15 protein-coding genes (1 of these 15 cut by a window edge) are annotated in these 17,630 nt (G+C 69.6%); 12 read left to right on the top strand and 3 right to left on the bottom strand.

The genetic code is table 11. From position 1 onward, the window contains the following. Positions 1 to 10 precede the first annotated feature (10 nt). From KME66_RS06915 to KME66_RS06905, 3 genes are all read left to right on the top strand, one after another. Positions 11 to 1,252 carry a S8 family serine peptidase gene (locus tag KME66_RS06915; protein ID WP_216320165.1) on the top strand — a complete coding sequence of 414 codons (1,242 nt, stop codon included), beginning with the start codon at positions 11 to 13 and terminating at the stop codon, positions 1,250 to 1,252. A gap of 74 nt (positions 1,253 to 1,326) precedes the next feature. Further along, entirely contained in the window at positions 1,327 to 1,668 is a 342-nt protein-coding gene (locus KME66_RS06910; RefSeq protein WP_073213642.1) for a WXG100 family type VII secretion target, read from the top strand. A gap of 36 nt (positions 1,669 to 1,704) precedes the next feature. Next, a complete protein-coding gene (locus tag KME66_RS06905) occupies positions 1,705 to 2,001 on the top strand; it encodes a WXG100 family type VII secretion target (RefSeq protein ID WP_216320162.1) in 297 nt (98 codons plus the stop codon). A 425-nt stretch (positions 2,002 to 2,426) separates the two neighbouring features. Here KME66_RS06905 and eccCa read toward each other — a convergent pair whose 3' ends face one another. Next, complete coding sequence (eccCa, locus tag KME66_RS06900) at positions 2,427 to 6,392, bottom strand: type VII secretion protein EccCa (protein ID WP_073213636.1); 3,966 nt, start codon at positions 6,390 to 6,392, stop codon at positions 2,427 to 2,429. Positions 6,393 to 6,735: 343 nt separating this feature from the next. Here eccCa and eccD point away from each other — a divergent pair, with 343 nt between their 5' ends. The 6 genes from eccD to KME66_RS06870 all read left to right on the top strand — a co-directional run bounded on the left by eccD (position 6,736) and on the right by KME66_RS06870 (position 14,025). Further along, positions 6,736 to 8,238: a type VII secretion integral membrane protein EccD gene (eccD, locus tag KME66_RS06895; protein WP_216320161.1), complete on the top strand. Its 1,503-nt coding sequence runs from the start codon at positions 6,736 to 6,738 to the stop codon at positions 8,236 to 8,238. A gap of 298 nt (positions 8,239 to 8,536) precedes the next feature. Continuing rightward, positions 8,537 to 8,827 (top strand): 30S ribosomal protein S15, encoded by a 291-nt coding sequence (rpsO, locus tag KME66_RS06890; RefSeq protein WP_073213633.1) that lies wholly within the window; start codon positions 8,537 to 8,539, stop codon positions 8,825 to 8,827. 335 nt (positions 8,828 to 9,162) lie between these two features. Next, positions 9,163 to 11,376 (top strand): polyribonucleotide nucleotidyltransferase, encoded by a 2,214-nt coding sequence (locus KME66_RS06885; protein ID WP_216329129.1) that lies wholly within the window; start codon positions 9,163 to 9,165, stop codon positions 11,374 to 11,376. Continuing rightward, a complete protein-coding gene (locus KME66_RS06880; RefSeq protein WP_216320159.1) occupies positions 11,373 to 12,752 on the top strand; it encodes a pitrilysin family protein in 1,380 nt (459 codons plus the stop codon). Before KME66_RS06885 ends, KME66_RS06880 begins: the two co-directional genes overlap by 4 nt. A 35-nt stretch (positions 12,753 to 12,787) precedes the next feature. Continuing rightward, positions 12,788 to 13,540, top strand: a complete 753-nt coding sequence (gene dapB / locus KME66_RS06875) for a 4-hydroxy-tetrahydrodipicolinate reductase (RefSeq protein WP_073213624.1) — start codon at positions 12,788 to 12,790, stop codon at positions 13,538 to 13,540. Between the two features lie 11 nt (positions 13,541 to 13,551). Beyond that, positions 13,552 to 14,025, top strand: a complete 474-nt coding sequence (locus KME66_RS06870) for a tetratricopeptide repeat protein (protein ID WP_216320157.1) — start codon at positions 13,552 to 13,554, stop codon at positions 14,023 to 14,025. A gap of 114 nt (positions 14,026 to 14,139) precedes the next feature. Here the strand turns inward: KME66_RS06870 and KME66_RS06865 are convergent, their stop codons facing one another. After that, positions 14,140 to 14,691, bottom strand: a complete 552-nt coding sequence (locus KME66_RS06865; protein WP_073213617.1) for a hypothetical protein — start codon at positions 14,689 to 14,691, stop codon at positions 14,140 to 14,142. A gap of 109 nt (positions 14,692 to 14,800) precedes the next feature. Then, on the bottom strand, positions 14,801 to 15,040 hold the full coding sequence (locus KME66_RS06860) for a hypothetical protein (RefSeq protein ID WP_073213614.1): 240 nt from the start codon (positions 15,038 to 15,040) through the stop codon (positions 14,801 to 14,803). A 207-nt stretch (positions 15,041 to 15,247) separates the two neighbouring features. On the opposite strand from KME66_RS06860, the gene thyX reads away from it, so the two are divergent. From thyX to KME66_RS06845, 3 genes are all read left to right on the top strand, one after another. Further along, complete coding sequence (gene thyX, locus KME66_RS06855; protein WP_006128002.1) at positions 15,248 to 15,985, top strand: FAD-dependent thymidylate synthase; 738 nt, start codon at positions 15,248 to 15,250, stop codon at positions 15,983 to 15,985. A 151-nt stretch (positions 15,986 to 16,136) separates the two neighbouring features. Next, positions 16,137 to 17,036 carry a 4-hydroxy-tetrahydrodipicolinate synthase gene (gene dapA, locus KME66_RS06850; protein WP_216320155.1) on the top strand — a complete coding sequence of 300 codons (900 nt, stop codon included), beginning with the start codon at positions 16,137 to 16,139 and terminating at the stop codon, positions 17,034 to 17,036. Between the two features lie 139 nt (positions 17,037 to 17,175). After that, positions 17,176 to 17,630, top strand: the 5' end (the start) of a protein-coding gene (locus KME66_RS06845; RefSeq protein WP_073213608.1) for a ribonuclease J. Its footprint extends 1,231 nt past the window's final position; the window shows 455 of its 1,686 coding nt (coding positions 1-455); its start codon is at positions 17,176 to 17,178; the stop codon falls past the right edge of the window.

Below are 17,630 nucleotides of genomic sequence, written 5' to 3'. Positions count from 1 at the left end.
GGAAGCCGGGATGACAGCAGGAATGGGCCGAGCTCGGAGGCGTGTGCGGGTTCTAGGTGCGCTGGCTGTGGCAGCTTCGTGGAGTGTGTTGTTCGTCGGGGCGGCGCAGCCTGCCGCAGCCGACACACAGTCGAAGCAGTGGTATCTCGCCGCGATGCAGGCCGAGGACATGTGGAAGGTCACGACCGGCGAAGGCATCAAGGTCGCTGTCGTTGACACGGGGGTGAACTCATCCACACCGTCGCTGAAGGGACAGATTCTCAAGGGCTTCGACGTCACCGGGGCATCGGGCGACGAGACCGATGACTACCACGGTCACGGTACGACGATGGCTGAGTTGATCGCCGGGACAGGCAAGGGGGGCGGTCTGAAGGGACTTGCCCCGGGAGCCAAGATCATCCCCGTGCGTATGAGTGACGTCCATTTTATGGCCAAGCGCAACACCGTCATCAGTGACTCAGCGGATGCCATCAGAGCTGCGGCCGATAGTGATGCACAGATCATCAGCATGTCTTTCGGTAGTAAGTCTCCTACGCGCCAGGAGAGTGAAGCGGCCAAGTATGCTGAAAGTAAAGGAAAGCTATTTCTCGCTTCCGTCGGAAACGATGGAGACAAGGAGAATGCCCGGGGCTATCCGGCCTCATACCCCTCGGTCGTGGGTGTTGCCTCAGCGGACCGTAGTGGAAAAGTCTCGGGCTACTCGCAGCACTCGGACTCAGTAGATGTCGCGTCTCCCGGGAGCGATGTTCCCCGTTGGTGCGACAACTCCTTCAAGAGCTACTGCGACGGAGACGGCGGCACCAGCGCCGCCACCGCCATCGCCTCCGCCTCCGCCGCCCTCGTCTGGTCCCTCCACCCCGACTGGACCGCCAACCAAGTGCTCAACGTCCTCTTCGACACGGCCGCCCGTGACTGGGAAGACGACGAGCGCAGCGAGTACCTCGGCCACGGCCTGATCCGCCCCTCCATGAACATCCTCAAGGGCAAGGGCGACCCCGGTGCCCCGGACGTCAGCCCGCTCACCAAGGAGAAGACGACCGACGCCGCCGAGTCGTCCGACCCTTCCGCCTCCACCTCAGCCTCGCCCCAGCCCGCCAAGAACGGCGCGGAAGGCGACAAGGCAGCGGCGGTGAAGGAGTCCGACTCCTCCGAGGACGGGACCCCGTTGGGCCTCATCCTCGGTCTGGCCGCAGCCGTGGCCGTCATCGGGGGAGTGGCCTACGCCGTGGTCCGCAGGCGTAAGACCGCCTGACCTCACGTTCCGCATGTGCACCGGCCGGCGGCCCACGCCGGTCCTGCAGAACCAACCGAAAGGGAAAGACAACCATGGCAGACCAGAAGGTCTCAGATGCCGCGCTCCTGAAGCTGGAGGGCGATCTCACCATTAAGTTCGAAGCGGTCAAGGGGCAGGTCAAGAAGCTCCACGCGACCATCGACAACCTCGAAGGCAAGTGGCAGGGCATCGGTGCCAACCACTTCAACCTGAAGCAGAACGAGATCAACAACCGCATGGTCGAACTGGCCAAGCAGCTCACGCATTTCCAGGAGGCCATCAAGGCCGCTCGTACCATCTCGGGCGACAACGAGGACGAGATCCGCAAGGCGCTCAGTGGCGTGGATGTTGTTCCGGGCCACACCGGTTCCAAGAGCAGCCTGAACGACTTCTGACCTCAATCTCTCAACCAGAACTCAGCGGAGGACCACATGGGCACGAACGACGGTACGACGGTCGTCACTTACGCGAGCCTGGACCTCGCGGCCGGCGAGATCAAGAAGCAGGCCGGGGAACTCGCGAAGGACCTCGAAGAGATCAGGGTCATGATCGCGAACGTTTCGGAGCTGTGGGAGGGTGAGGCCAAGCAGGCCTACACCACCGCGCAGAACAAGTGGAAGGCGGATGCCAACGCCATCCGCGCCAACCTTGACGACATCGCCAAGAAGGTCCTGGAGGCGTCGCCCACCTACCGCGCCGGTGACAAGCGCGCGGCGGCGAACTTCTGACCGAGGTCGCACAGCACGACACAGCAGGACATCAGGGTGGACATGCGCGGGAGATGTCCACCCTGAGTCGTTGCAGGACGTGCCCCGACCATCGAGGGACGCGCCCTGAACCGTCGCGAGCGAGACGGAGCCGGGACGGATCCGGGAAAGGAACCGCGAAGTAAACGGAGAGGGTGCGGAGCCCAACGGCCCCGCACCTTCTCCGTCTTCGCGATCCGGCCTGATCGGGACCCGACGGGCCGCCCCCCGGGCCCCGAGGGCGGTCAACTCCGCCCCTGGTCCGGCCCGATCCCTGGCCCCGAGGGCGGACCAGCTCGACATCGGCCCGGCCGAGCCCGCCCCCAGGAGCGGATTGCCCCCGGGGAGCCGACCGCCCCGCCCCCGCCACCAGGCCCCCGCCCTACCACTCCCAGCCCATCAACCCATCAGCCCATCAACCCCGTCTGCACCAACGGGTTCCCGCGCCGTCGCGTCACGAAGATGCCCCGGCCCGCCGGCATCGGCCGCGGTCGTACGTTGCCCATGATGTCGCCCTCGCCCGGGTCGCCCGACAGCATCAGACCCTGGGCGCCCAGCTCGATCATCCGCTGGAGGAAGGGTTCGTACAGCGCGCGGCTGGCCCCCGCCGAGTTGCGGGCGATGATGAAGCGGACGCCCACGTCGCGGGCGAACGGCAGCATCTCCGTGATCGGTGCCAGCGGGTTGCCGCTGGACGTGGCGACCAGGTCGAAGTCGTCGATGACGACGTACACCGTGGGGCCCTGCCACCAGCTCTGGTCGCGCAGCTCCTGGGCCGTGACGTCGGCCGACGGCGTGCGGCGCTTCATCAGGTCGTACAGCGCCGTCATGTGATGTTCCATGTTGTTGGACATCGGGATGTACTCCGCCAGGTGCGAGCGCGGAGTCACGTCCAGCAGCGAGCGCCGGTTGTCGATGACGAACAGCTTGCAGGAATCACCCTCGTACCGCTCGGTGAGCTGCTTGATGATCAACCGCAGCAGGTTGGACTTCCCGGACTCGCTCTCGCCGAACGCCAGGAAGAACGGGTCCTGCTCGAAGTTCAGGTACACCGGCTCCAGGTTGTTCTCGTCGATGCCGAAGGCGATACCGCGCTCCGGAACCGCGTGACCGGCCGGGAGTTCGACCGCCGGGAGATTCCGCGGCAGCAGACGTACCGCGGGGGCGGGCGCCGTCGTCCAGTGGCGGGTGACCTCCTGGTTCATCGCAGCGGTGGCCTCGGAGAGGTCGCTGTCGGAGTTGATGCCGTCGATGCGCGGCACCGCCACCATGAAGTGCAGCTTCTCCGGCGTCTGGCCGCGCCCCGGCACCCCGGCGGGCACATTGGCGGCCACCTTGCGGTCCAGCTCGGAGTCCATGGGATCACCCAGCCGCAGCTCCAGGCGGTTCATCAGCTGGTCCTTGAGGCTGGCCCGCACCTCCATCGAGCGCGACGCCGTGATGATCAGGTGGATGCCGTAGCCCAGTCCGCGGGCGGCGATGTCCGTGACCGCGTCCTCCAGACCCTCGTAGTCCGTGCGGAAGTTCCCCCACCCGTCGATGACCAGGAAGACATCGCCCCACGGCTGGTCCGCCACCGAGATGTCACCGCGCGCCCGCAGCCGGCGGAACGTGGCGATGGAGTCGATCCCGGCGCTGCGGAAGTACTCCTCGCGCCGCGCCATGACGCCGTACACCTCGGCGACCGTACGGCGGACCCGCTCCGGGTCGAGACGGGACGCGACACCGCCCACATGCGGCAGACCCGCGATCGAGGACATGCCGCCACCGCCGAAGTCGAGCCCGTAGAACTGGACCTCCGCCGGCGTGTGCGTGAGCGCGAAACCGGCGATGATCGTCCGCAGCAGCGTCGACTTCCCCGACTGCGGACCACCGGTGATCTGCATGTGACCGGCCGCACCGGAGAAGTCCCGGTAGAGGGTGTCGCGCCGCTGCTCGAACGGCTTGTCGATGACGCCGATCGGCGCGACCAGCCGGCCCGCGCCCTCGAAACCGGGCTGTGTCAGCCCCCGGCCCTGCACCGGCGAGAGCCCCGGCAGCAGCTCGTCCAGCGACGGCGGATTGTCCAGCGGCGGCAGCCACACCTGGTGGGCGGAGGCCCCGCGGCCCTCCAGTCGGCGCACGATCACATCGAGCACCGTGTCCGCCAGCGCGTCGTCCTCCGCCGGCCGCTGCTCCGGTACGCCCCCGGCGGGCGTCGCCGGCTGGACGTACCGCACCGGAACCGGGGCGGCCGTGAACGGAACCGGCCTGCGGTCCACCGGCAGCGGAGCACCCGGCGCCGCCGCCCGGTGCGCGCCCGAGCGGTACACCCCGGAGACGTACGCGGCCTTGAACCGGACCATCTCCTCCGTACCGAACTTGAGCAGCCCGGAACCGGGCACGTTCGGCAGGTGGTACGCGTCGGGCACCCCGATCGCCGCCCGCGACTCCGCCGCCGAGAACGTCCGCAGACCCACCCGGTACGACAGATACGTCTCCAGACCGCGCAGCCGCCCCTCCTCCAGCCGCTGCGACGCCAGCAGCAGATGCACGCCCAGCGAACGGCCGATCCGGCCGATCTGGACGAACATCTCGATGAAGTCGGGCTTCGCGGTGAGCAGTTCGCTGAACTCGTCGATGACCAGAACGAGCGAGGGAATGGGCTGGAGCGGCGCACCGGCCGCCCGCGCCTTCTCGTAGTCGTGGATGTTGGCGTAGTTGCCCGCGTCGCGCAGCATCTCCTGCCGGCGGTTGAGCTCACCGCTGATGGAGTCGCCCATGCGGTCGACCAGCGTCAGGTCGTCCGCGAGGTTGGTGATCACGGCCGCGACGTGCGGCATCTGCGCCATACCGGCGAAGGTCGCACCGCCCTTGAAGTCGGCGAGGACGAAGTTCAGCGTCTCCGAGGTGTGGGTGACGGCCAGGCCGAGCACCAGCGTGCGCAGCAGCTCGGACTTGCCGGAACCGGTGGCGCCCACGCACAGGCCGTGCGGGCCCATGCCCTCCTGCGCCGCCTCCTTCAGGTCCAGCATCACCGGCGAGCCGTCCTCGCCCACCCCGATCGGCACCCGCAGCCGCTCCGCCTGCGACCGCGGCCGCCAGGTCCGGCTGACCTCGATCGAGGCGGCGTCCCCCAGATTCAGCAGATCGGTGAACTCCAGGTTGGCCAGCAGGGGTTCGTCGTCGTCCCCGCCCGTCGCCATGTGCAGCGGGGCCAGTTGCCGGGCGAGCGCCTCGGCCGCCTCGTAACTGAGCAGGTCCGGAACGCCGTCGTAGACCAGCCCCTGGCCCGACTCCAGCTGCAACGTCTTCGGCTGCACCACGACGGAGAGGCCGCCGCGGGCCCCGGTCACCTCGCCCGGCACCACCTCGATGACCGTCACACCCTGCAGGCCCTCCGCCGACGCCAGCACCGACATGGGCGCCACCGACTCGCCGTCCAGGACCACGACGACGTGCGGCTGCTCCACGAGCGGCTGCCCGCCGGGCTGGAAACGCGGCCTGCCCTCCAGCCGGCCGGCCAGCAGATCCTCCAGGGCCGGCAGACTCGTGGTGATCAGCCGCCTGCTCCCCGCCCCGTCCGCGGGCCCCGGCGCCTGTGCGTGCGGCAGCCACTTCGTCCACTCCCACTGCGGTGCCGCCTCCGGGCCCGTCGCGACCGCGATCACCAGGTCCTCGGGGGAGTGCAGGGAGGCCAGTCCGCCGACCATCGCCCGCGCCGCGGAGCGCGCCGACTCGGCGTGTCCGCTGATCGTCAGGTGGTAGAAGGCCCGCAACGAGACGGCCATGGGCAGGCCGTCCAGTGTGGAGTGCGTCGCCAGGAACTGCTGCATCGCCCCGGCGGCCAGCGGCTCCAGCTCGTCCACGGGCGCCGTCTCGGGCGCGATGAGCGGCGTCGCCAGCTCCTGACTGCCCAGCCCGATACGCACCTGCGCGAAGTCCGCGTCACCCGCGCGCCGCTCCCACACCCGGCTGCCCTCGGCGACGAGGGCCCACAACTGCTCGGGCGACGGGTGGAGGTAGAACTGCGCGTCGCGCTGCTTGCGGGCCGTCTTCAGCACCGCCCGCCGGGTCTGCGTCAGGTACTTCAGGTAGTCGCGGCGCAGATCCGCCAGCTCCCCCTGGGTGCCCCGCCGGTACCGTACGAGCATCGCGATCGCCATACCGATCGTCGAGGCAATCATGATCATGCCCATGATGCGCATGACCGGGTTCGGCGTCATGAAGAAGAAGACGACGGAACCACCCATGCCCAGCATCGGCAGGAGCTGCATCAGCGCCCCCTCCTGCTGGCCTCGGGGGAGTTCCGGCGGAGGTTGCAACTGCACCTGCTCGACCGGAACTTCGGTGGGCAGGGCCCGCGGTGGGCGCTTGACGACGATCTGGCTCACAGCTCACCAATTCCCTTGCCGGACGGAAGTGTTCCTATCGGCGCCCCCGTGGCGACGGGCTCCATCCGCGGGAAGGATCCTACTGGCGCACCGCCACCCCCATGGCGGTAGGGTGTCGCGACGCGTGTACGCATCCGCTAACGGTCGCGCGAAGGCGGTCATTCGGGACGAACGCGGAAGCCGCAGCGCGGAACGGAGCGGGAACGACGCGGGCGAGCGCGGTTCACGCTCACCGCGAGCACGGCACGGGCCGCCAGGCCGCAGACGTCACACGTCACACGTCAGTAGTTCAGCAGGTTCAGCAGGTTCAGCAGTTCAGTAGCAGGGGGAGCACCAGGTGACCATGACGGCCCAAGCGGCAGCCACCGGACCCGGCCGGCAGAGCCACGGGACCCCGTCCGGCAGCAGCACCGGATTCTGCCGGGTCACGGTCGTCGCGCCCGACGGCCGGGTCGACGTGGCCCTGCCCGAGGACATTCCCGTCGCCGACCTGTACCCCGAGATCCTGCGGCTGTCGGGACAGAGCCCCGCCCCCGGCGCACCGGTCGGCTACCACCTGGTCCGCCGCGACGGCACCGTCCTGGACAGCGCCCGGACGCTCGCCGGCCACCGCATCCTCGACGGCGAGCTGCTGTCGATGCGACCGTTCTCCGCGTCACTGCCCCCCGCGGTCTTCGACGACGTCTCCGACGCCGTCGCCTCCGCCGTGGCGAAGGACCGCACACTGTGGGGCGACGGCCTCATGCGCGGCGCCGGTCTCTTCGGCGGCTCCGTCCTGCTGTCCCTCCTCGGCTTCGTGCTGTGGACCGCCGACCCGCGCCACGACATGCACGGCCTGCCCGGAATCCTGGCGGCCGTCGTCGCCGTGCTCCTCCTCGCCTTCGCCTGCGTGCGCGCGCGGATCTACGAGGACCGGGCCTCGTCGGTCGCCCTCGGCATCGGCGCCCTGGTGAACGCGGCCGTGGCCGGTTCCGGCCTGCTGTCCCTGAGCGCCGGGCAGGGCATCGGGCGCCTCCAGTTCCTGCTCGCCTGCGCGGCCGTGCTCGTCGTCGCGGTCATCCTGATGATCGTCGCGCCCGGCGGGGACGGCCCGTTCGTCGCGTTCGTCTTCGCGAGCGCCGTCGGCCTCCTCGTCACCTTCACCGCGATCATGACCGGCATGCGGCCGATCGAGGCCGCCGCCGTGTGCTCCCCGCTCGCCGTCGGGGCCCTCGCCTTCCTGCCGGGACTCTCCACCCGCTTCGCCCGGATTCCCATCGGATTCGAGCCGCCCCGCACCACGGTCGGCGACTACGGGACCTCCGAGCCCGCGCCCACCGGGCCGGTGGACGCCGTCCGTCTCGCCGCCCAGGCGCGGCGCGGTCACGAACTGCTCCTCGGCCTGGTCGGCGGCTGCGCCCTGGTGGCCGTCGCGGCCGCCGCCGTGCTCGGCTTCTCGGACAACGTCTGGGGCCAGCTGCTCGCCCTGGCCACCGGCGTCGCCATGCTGATGCGCGCCCACCTCTTCCGCTACACCGCCCAGGTCAGCTGCGCGCTCGCCGCGGGCCTCGCCTCCCTGGTGCTGCTGGGCCTCGGGCTGTCCCTGAACCCGCCGGTCGCCATCGTGCGCGACGCGCTGCGGGGCGACGGGACCGCACTCGACATCCGTACGGTGTGGCTGGCCGCGGCGGTCGCCGGCGTCGCCGCCCTGATCACCGCCATCGGCCTCATCGTGCCGAGCAAGGGCGTCACCCCGTTCTGGGGCCGCTTCCTGGAGATCGCCGAGACGGTCGTCCTGCTGACGCTGCTCCCGCTCTGCCTCGCGGTCTTCGACGTCTACCACTCGATCCGGGCCCTCACCAGCTAGTGCGATCGCCTCCTGGTGGCCGGCGGACGGACCCTGCGGCCGTCCACGACCGCACCCCGCGGCCGCTCACCCGCTGCCCCCTGCCTCGGTCACCAGGTGCCGCCGCCGCTCACCCGCCGATCGCCCGGCGGGGCCCGGCCCGAACGGCTGGTAGTCTGACCCGTGGCCGTTTGTGTACGCGCCCTCGGATCATCCTGGGGGCTGCGCTCATCGGACCTTCGCCTCCGAGTCACGGAAGCTCCCCTGAGACCAAGACCAGGGGCACTCGTGGGCGCTTCGAACATCAAGAGGAGTACGCGTGCCGCTCGACGCCGCTACGAAGAAGCAGATCATGGCCGAGTTCGCCCAGAAGGAGGGTGACACCGGATCCCCCGAGGTCCAGGTCGCCATGCTCTCCCGCCGGATCTCGGACCTGACCGAGCACCTCCGGACGCACAAGCACGACCACCACTCCCGTCGTGGTCTGCTGATCCTGGTCGGCCAGCGCCGCCGCCTCCTGCAGTACCTGGCCAAGAAGGACATCCAGCGCTTCCGTACGCTCGTCGACCGCCTCGGCATCCGCCGTGGCGCGGCCGGCGGCGCCAAGTAAGGACGCTGTGGAGAGGGAGCGGTTCCCGCGTTTGAGGGGACCGCTCCCTTTGCCGTACGTGCAGGACCGGTGTCAAGCTCAGTAACCTGGGTGCAGCGACACCCGCACGACCCGTAGGACCCGCGCGGCCAGCACGCGCGACCGCGGGAACGAGCAGGAACGCAAAACGAGGGAGAGGCGCTACGACGCCGCCGCCGGTCCTCGGTAGTGGCCCCCGGGAACACGCCCGGGAGCTTCGATCGAAGACCGGCCCGCATCCACGGTGCGCCTCTCCCGCACCGTCCCACGCCACACGGGCGCGCGGACGAAAGACGACGAGTATGGAGAAATCACTAGTGGAGAACGAGACCCACTACGCCGAGGCCGTCATCGACAACGGCACCTTCGGCACCCGCACCATCCGCTTCGAGACGGGCCGCCTGGCCAAGCAGGCCGCCGGCTCCGCCGTCGCGTACCTGGACGACGACACCATGGTGCTGTCGGCCACCACCGCTTCCAAGCGGCCCAAGGACAACCTCGACTTCTTCCCCCTCACGGTGGACGTCGAGGAGCGGCAGTACGCGGCCGGCAAGATCCCCGGCTCCTTCTTCCGCCGCGAGGGCCGCCCCTCCGAGGACGCGATCCTCACCTGCCGTCTGATCGACCGCCCGCTGCGCCCGTCCTTCAAGAAGGGCCTGCGCAACGAGATCCAGATCGTCGAGACGGTCATGGCGCTCAACCCCGACCACCTGTACGACGTGGTCGCGATCAACGCCGCCTCCTGCTCCACCCAGCTCGCGGGCCTGCCCTTCTCCGGCCCGATCGGCGCCACCCGCGTCGCCCTGATCAAGGGCCAGTGGGTCGCCTTCCCGACGCACACCGAGCTCGAGGACGCCGTCTTCGACATGGTCGTCGCCGGCCGCGTCCTGGAGGACGGCGACGTCGCGATCATGATGGTCGAGGCCGAGGCCACCGAGAAGACCATCCAGCTCGTCAAGGACGGCGCCGAGGCTCCCACCGAGGAGATCGTCGCCGCCGGTCTGGAAGCGGCGAAGCCCTTCATCAAGACCCTCTGCAAGGCGCAGTCGGACCTGGCGTCCAAAGCCGCCAAGCCCGAGGGCGACTTCCCGGTCTTCCTGGACTACCAGGACGACGTCCTGGACGCCCTCGCCAAGGCCGTCACGCCGCAGCTGAAGCAGGCGCTCACCATCGCCGGCAAGCAGGAGCGCGAGACCGAGCTGGACCGCGTCAAGGAGATCGCCGCCGAGAAGCTCCTCCCGGAGTTCGAGGGCCGCGAGAAGGAGATCTCCGCCGCCTACCGCGCGCTGACCAAGAAGCTGGTCCGCGAGCGCGTCATCAAGGACAAGGTCCGTATCGACGGCCGCGGCGTCACGGACATCCGTACGCTCGCCGCCGAGGTCGAGGCCATCCCGCGCGTGCACGGCTCGGCGCTGTTCGAGCGTGGCGAGACCCAGATCCTGGGCGTCACCACCCTCAACATGCTCCGCATGGAGCAGCAGCTGGACACCCTCTCCCCGGTGACCCGCAAGCGCTACATGCACAACTACAACTTCCCGCCGTACTCCGTCGGTGAGACCGGCCGCGTGGGCTCGCCCAAGCGCCGCGAGATCGGCCACGGAGCGCTCGCCGAGCGCGCCATCGTGCCGGTCCTGCCGACCCGCGAGGAGTTCCCCTACGCGATCCGCCAGGTCTCCGAGGCGCTGGGCTCCAACGGCTCGACGTCCATGGGCTCGGTCTGCGCCTCCACCATGTCGCTGCTGAACGCCGGTGTGCCGCTCAAGGCCGCCGTCGCCGGTATCGCCATGGGCCTGATCTCGCAGGAGATCGACGGCAAGACCCACTACGTCGCCCTCACCGACATCCTCGGTGCGGAGGACGCCTTCGGCGACATGGACTTCAAGGTCGCCGGTACGAAGCAGTTCGTGACCGCGCTCCAGCTCGACACCAAGCTCGACGGCATCCCCGCCTCGGTCCTGGCCGCCGCGCTGAAGCAGGCCCGTGACGCGCGTCTGCACATCCTGGACGTCATGAACGAGGCCATCGACGTCCCGGACGAGATGTCCCCGAACGCCCCGCGGATCATCACCGTCAAGATCCCGGTGGACAAGATCGGTGAGGTCATCGGCCCCAAGGGCAAGATGATCAACCAGATCCAGGAGGACACCGGCGCCGACATCACGATCGAGGACGACGGCACGATCTACATCGGCGCGCAGCAGGGCTCGCAGGCCGAGGCCGCCCGCGCCACGATCAACGCCATCGCCAACCCGACCATGCCGGAGGTCGGCGAGCGCTACCTGGGTACGGTCGTCAAGACCACCACCTTCGGCGCGTTCGTCTCGCTCATGCCCGGCAAGGACGGTCTGCTGCACATCTCGCAGATCCGCAAGCTCGCCGGTGGCAAGCGCGTGGAGAACGTCGAGGACGTGCTCGCCGTCGGCGCCAAGGTCCAGGTCGAGATCGCCGAGATCGACTCCCGCGGCAAGCTCTCCCTCATCCCCGTCATCGAGGGTGAAGAGGACGAGAAGAAGGACGACGCCGACAAGTGACGTCCCGTAGTTCCGCGACGACGGCCCGCCCCTCCTCGGAGGGGCGGGCCGTCGCCCGTACCCAAACGCTCCTCAAGGGCAGCAACGGCATCGGAACCGTCCGCCGGACCGTCCTCCCCGGCGGTCTGCGGATCGTCACCGAGACCCTGCCCTCCGTCCGGTCCGCCACCTTCGGCATCTGGGCGAACGTCGGCTCCCGCGACGAGACGCCCACCCTGAACGGCGCGACCCACTACCTCGAACACCTCCTCTTCAAGGGCACCACCCGGCGCACCGCCCTCGACATCTCCTCCGCGCTCGACGCGGTCGGCGGAGAGATGAACGCCTTCACGGCGAAGGAGTACACCTGCTACTACGCGCGGGTCCTGGACACCGACCTGCCGCTGGCCATCGACGTCGTCTGCGACATGCTGACCGGCTCGCTGATCGCCCCCGAGGACGTCGACGCCGAGCGCGGCGTCATCCTCGAAGAGATCGCGATGACGGAGGACGACCCGGGCGACTGCGTGCACGACCTGTTCGCGCACACCATGCTCGGTGACACCCCCCTCGGCCGCCCGGTCCTCGGCACCGTCGACACGATCAACGCCCTGAACCGCGGCCAGATCGCCCGCTTCTACAAGAAGCACTACGACCCCACGCACCTCGTCGTCGCCGCTGCGGGCAACGTCGACCACGCCACGGTCGTGCGCCAGGTCCGCCGCGCCTTCGAGAAGGCCGGCGCCCTCTCCCGTACGGACGCGGTGCCCATGGCACCCCGCGAGGGCTCCCGCACCCTGCGCTCCGCCGGCAAGGTCGAGCTGCTGAACCGCAAGACCGAACAGGCCCACGTGGTCCTCGGCATGCCCGGCCTCGCCCGCACCGACGACCGCCGCTGGGCCCTCGGCGTCCTCAACACGGCCCTCGGCGGCGGAATGAGCTCGCGCCTCTTCCAGGAGGTGCGGGAGAAGCGCGGCCTGGCCTACAGCGTCTACTCGTACACCTCCGGCTTCGCCGACTGCGGCCTCTTCGGCGTCTACGCGGGCTGCCGGCCCAGCCAGGTCCACGACGTCCTGAAGATCTGCCGCGACGAACTGGACCGGGTCGCCACGCACGGCCTGGACGACGACGAGATCACCCGCGCCATCGGCCAGCTCTCCGGCTCCACCGTCCTCGGCCTGGAGGACACCGGCGCGCTGATGAACCGTATCGGCAAGAGCGAGCTGTGCTGGGGCGAGCAGATGTCGGTCGACGACATGCTGGCCCGTATCGCCGCGGTCACCCCCGACGACGTACGGGACGTGGCGGGCGAGCTCCTCACCCACCGCCCCTCGCTCTCGGCCATCGGCCCGCTCAAGGACAAGCAGGCGGACCGCCTCCACGAAGCGGTCTCCTGACCTCCCACGTGCTCGCACCCCCTTAAGGAATGATGATGAGCAAGCTGCGCGTAGCCGTTCTCGGCGCTCAGGGCCGGATCGGCTCCGAGGCCGTACGGGCCGTCGAGGCCGCCGAGGACCTGGAGCTGGTGGCGGCCCTGGGCCGCGGCGACAAGCTGGAGGCCCTCGCCGAGGCGGGCGCCCAGGTCGCCGTCGAGCTGACCACCCCCGCATCGGTGATGGGCAACCTCGATTTCTGCGTCCGGCACGGCATCCATGCCGTCGTCGGCACCACGGGCTGGACCGACGAACGGCTCGCGCAGCTGAACAGCCTGCTGGACGACTCCCCGGAGACCGGCGTCCTCATCGCCCCGAACTTCTCCATCGGCGCGGTCCTGACCATGAAGTTCGCGGAGCGGGCCGCCCGCTACTTCGAATCCGTCGAGGTCGTCGAGCTCCACCACCCCAACAAGGCCGACGCCCCCTCCGGCACCGCCACCCGCACCGCCCAGCTCATCGCGGCGGCCCGCGCCGAGGCGGGCAGCGCCCCCCAGCCGGACGCCACCGTCACCGCCCTGGACGGGGCCCGCGGCGCCGACGTCGACGGAGTCCCGGTCCACGCGATCCGGCTGCGTGGCCTGCTGGCCCACCAGGAAGTGCTGCTCGGCGGCGAGGGCGAGACCCTCACCATCCGCCACGACTCCCTCCACCACAGCAGCTTCATGCCGGGCATCCTGCTCGGCGTCCGCCGCGTGGTGACCACTCCCGGCCTCACGTTCGGCCTGGAACACTTCCTCGACCTGGACTGACTGGGCCCACCATGCGCGCAAAGATCACCTACATCGTCACGGCCGCCGTCCTGGTCTTCTACTTCTTCCTGGTCGGCAGCCGCGGCGTCATGCTCATCCGGCACGGCACACCGGTCACCGTCACCTTCGGCGTCGCCGTGCTGGTCCTGCCGGTGATCGGCGTCTGGTTCCTGTGGAAGAACACCCAGTTCGTCCGCCGCGCCAACGCACTCGCCGCCGAGCTGGACGCCGAGGGCGGCCTCCCGGTCGACGACCTGCCCCGCACCCCGTCGGGGCGCATCGAGCGGGACGCCGCCGACGCGGTCTTCACCCAGCGCCGCGAGGAGACCGAGGACGCCCCGGACGACTGGCGCACCTGGTTCAGGCTGGCGGTCGCCTACCAGGACGCGCGGGACACTCCGAGAGCACGCAAGGCCATGCAGCGAGCCATCGCCCTGCACAGGTCCGCCCCGGCGGCCGCTCCCACCGGCCCGTCCGGCGCCTGAGGACCGAACCAGACCCCTCCGGCGCCTGCGGGTCTCCTCCCGCCGTACGCACGTGAGCCCGGGACCCACCAGGGCCCCGGGCTCACGCACGTCCGGACGACGAGCGCCAGGCGCTCAGCCGGGCCGGTACTCACCCGCCCAGGCCTCCACCGCATCCGTGGCCCGCTCGAACGCCTCCGCACGCCCGAGGAAATCCGCGTTGTGGTCGGTGGCCAGCGGCGCCGGCGTCTCGCCGCTCCGCCGGACCACGACGAGCGCCTGGCCCTGGACCGTACGGGGAAGGCCCATCCACTTCACGGGCTGCTGGACCGTACGCACCGCGGACGTGTCGCTCCAGGCCACCGTGACGGTCCGGAAGAAGCCGACGCGCCGCACACCGTGCCGGCTGACCCAGGCACCGACCCGGAGCAGCCGCAGGGCGGCGGCGATCACGGCACCGGCCAGCAGCAGACACACCGTGGCGCCGGACGGCGCTCCGGTCATGCCGATGATCATGGCCGCGAGCAGAACGAACGAGGCCAGCAACAACAGGGTGGCCGCCGCCGCGACCCGCCACGGACCGGGGCGGTAGGGCCGCCGCCAGCTGTCGTGGTCGTCGAACGGCAGCGCGACGTCCTCCGCGCTCGCGTCGAATGCGCGGTCGGCCGTCAGAAAGGGCAGGGGCACGACTCATCCTCACTCACCAGCACGCTTGATTGCTGTGCCCGGTGAGGCTACCGAGGCAGCCCCCGGCCCGACCACCCCAGGGGGTCCGTACGAGTCAGCCGTCCCCGGCTCAGCGGCCCTGAGACGCGGTGGACTGCTTGCCGTGCCCCGCGGGCTGCCCGGAGTCGAGCGCCGGGAGGCCCAGCAGCAGGGAGCCGACGAGACCGGCGACCACGGTCAGCCCGACGAGGGACCGCCCCAGCAGCTCGGGAACGGTGGCGCGAGCGGCGGGCGGAGGAGTGACATTACTGCGGAACCGGTCGGACTCGGCGACGAACGAGAACGGGACGGCTTCACGCCGGCGGAACATGAGGAAACTCTCCTTGATCTGCATGACGGGTGCTGCTAATGAGTCAGACGTACGACAGCCCGAATCGGTGCCCGAATCGCCGCACTTGTTGGGGGAACTCCACGAACGGCTGCCCGGGACCACGCCGGGCATGCGCGGCGGACGCACCGGATCGACCCCCGTAAAGTGGTCGCCGCCCGAGCGAAGCCCCTGGAAGGACCCCCGTCGGTGACCGACACCCCCGAACCCGCCAAGCCCCACTTCCGCAGTGACGTCACCGTCGAGCTGGTGAAGAGCGACGCGCGCGACGCGGACGTTCTGTTCGCCGCGCGGGTCTCCACCGCGGGCGAGCAGTCGCTCGAAGAGGTCACCAAGGACCCCGAGCGCTCCAAGGGGCTCATCAACTACCTCATGCGGGACCGGCACGGCAGCCCGTTCGAGCACAACTCGATGACCTTCTTCATCAGCGCCCCGATCTTCGTGTTCCGCGAGTTCATGCGGCACCGCGTCGGCTGGTCGTACAACGAGGAATCGGGTCGCTACAGGGAGCTGGAGCCGGTCTTCTACGTCCCGGGAACCTCCCGCAAGCTGGTCCAGCAGGGCCGCCCCGGCAAGTACGAGTTCGTCCAGGGCACCGAGGAGCAGTACGACGTCACGACCCGCGCCATGGAGGAGTCCTACCGGGCCTCGTACGAGGCCTACCAGGAGATGCTGGCGAAGGGCGTGGCCCGCGAGGTCGCCCGCGCGGTCCTCCCCGTCGGCCTCTTCTCCTCGATGTACGCCACCTGCAACGCGCGCTCGCTGATGCACTTCCTCGGTCTGCGCACCCAGCACGAGCTGGCGAAGGTGCCGTCCTTCCCGCAGCGCGAGATCGAGATGGTCGGTGAGCAGATGGAAACCCACTGGCAGCAGCTCATGCCGCTCACTCATGCCGCCTTCAACAAAAATGGACGGGTCGCCCCGTAGGCGGTGTCCGTATTGCGACGTTTCGAGAAGTTCATCTAGGCTGATCAAACGGACCCGGCACTGCTTGAACCCCCGAGCAGGCAGTGCCGGGCTCCACTTCCCCGTCCCCCGAGGGGACCCCGCGCGCTGAGCAGCGAGTAGCGTGTTACCCATGGCTCCGATCTCCACTCCGCAGACCCCCTTCGGGCGGGTCCTCACCGCTATGGTCACGCCCTTCACGGCGGACGGTGCTCTCGACCTCGACGGCGCCCAGCGGCTCGCCGCCCACCTGGTGGACGCAGGCAATGACGGCCTGATCGTCAACGGCACCACCGGTGAGTCCCCGACCACCAGTGATTCGGAGAAAGACCAGCTCGTACGAGCGGTCCTCGAAGCCGTAGGAGACCGGGCCCACGTGGTCGCCGGCATCGGCACCAACGACACCCGCCACAGCGTCGAGCTCGCCCGGACGGCCGAGCGCTCCGGTGCCCACGGGCTGCTCGCGGTGACGCCGTACTACAACAAGCCGCCGCAGGAGGGCCTCCTCCGCCACTTCACGGCCATCGCCGACTCCACCGGCCTTCCCGTGATGCTGTACGACATCCCCGGCCGGAGCGGCGTGCCGATCGACACGGAGACCCTCGTCCGGCTGGCCGAACACCCGCGCATCGTCGCCAACAAGGACGCCAAGGGCGACCTGGGCCGCGCCAGCTGGGCCATCGCGGAATCCGGCCTCGCCTGGTACTCCGGCGACGACATGCTCAACCTGCCGCTCCTCTCCGTCGGCGCGGTCGGCTTCGTCTCCGTCGTCGGCCATGTGGTCTCCCCCGACCTGCGGTCCCTGATCGAGGCGCACCTGAGCGGAGACGTCCAGAAAGCCACCGAGATCCACCAGAAGCTGCTCCCGGTCTTCACCGGCATGTTCCGCACCCAGGGCGTCATCACCACGAAGGCCGCCCTGACCCTCCAGGGCCTCCCGGCCGGACCGCTGCGCCTGCCGCTGGTGGAGCTCAGCGCGCACGAGACGGCCCAGCTCAAGATCGATCTCGCCGCCGGCGGGGTAGATCTCTGATCACGGACTTCACAACTGAACAGCAGGACGACAGGCGAGGCGACTCGCCAGGGCACCACCCAAGACAACAGCAAGTGCACGAATGACATGCGCGCCACGTGCCTCAGCGGTACGTGGCGCGCGTGGTAAGGAGAGTCTTTTGAGTCATCCGCACCCTGAACTCGGTACCCCGCCGAAGCTCCCGAAGGGCGCCCTGCGGGTCACACCGCTCGGCGGCCTCGGCGAGATCGGCCGCAACATGACGGTCTTCGAGTACGGCGGACGCCTGCTCATCGTCGACTGCGGCGTCCTCTTCCCCGAGGAGGAGCAGCCGGGCATCGATCTGATCCTGCCGGACTTCACCACGATCCGGGACCGCCTGGACGACATCGAGGGCATCGTCCTCACGCACGGCCACGAGGACCACATCGGTGGTGTCCCGTACCTGCTGCGCCTCAAGCCGGACATCCCCCTCATCGGCTCGAAGCTGACCCTCGCGCTCATCGAGGCGAAGCTCCAGGAGCACCGCATCCGCCCCTACACCCTCGAGGTGCAGGAAGGACAGCGCGAGCGCATCGGCGTCTTCGACTGCGAGTTCATCGCGGTCAACCACTC

Origin of the sequence: Streptomyces sp. YPW6, assembly GCF_018866325.1 — a bacterium.
Classification (GTDB): Bacteria; Actinomycetota; Actinomycetes; order Streptomycetales; family Streptomycetaceae; genus Streptomyces.
This window is presented reverse-complemented; position numbering and strand designations above follow the sequence as displayed.

Excerpts from the sequence above, each read along its gene's own strand:
- KME66_RS06915 (WP_216320165.1), top strand. The coding sequence starts at position 11 with ATGACAGCAGGAATGGGCCGAGCTCGGAGGCGTGTGCGGGTTCTAGGT.
- KME66_RS06910 (WP_073213642.1), top strand. The coding sequence starts at position 1,327 with ATGGCAGACCAGAAGGTCTCAGATGCCGCGCTCCTGAAGCTGGAGGGC.
- KME66_RS06905 (WP_216320162.1), top strand. The coding sequence starts at position 1,705 with ATGGGCACGAACGACGGTACGACGGTCGTCACTTACGCGAGCCTGGAC.
- eccD (WP_216320161.1), top strand. The coding sequence starts at position 6,736 with ATGACGGCCCAAGCGGCAGCCACCGGACCCGGCCGGCAGAGCCACGGG.
- dapB (WP_073213624.1), top strand. The coding sequence starts at position 12,788 with ATGAGCAAGCTGCGCGTAGCCGTTCTCGGCGCTCAGGGCCGGATCGGC.
- KME66_RS06870 (WP_216320157.1), top strand. The coding sequence starts at position 13,552 with ATGCGCGCAAAGATCACCTACATCGTCACGGCCGCCGTCCTGGTCTTC.
- KME66_RS06860 (WP_073213614.1), bottom strand. The coding sequence starts at position 15,040 with ATGTTCCGCCGGCGTGAAGCCGTCCCGTTCTCGTTCGTCGCCGAGTCC.
- dapA (WP_216320155.1), top strand. The coding sequence starts at position 16,137 with ATGGCTCCGATCTCCACTCCGCAGACCCCCTTCGGGCGGGTCCTCACC.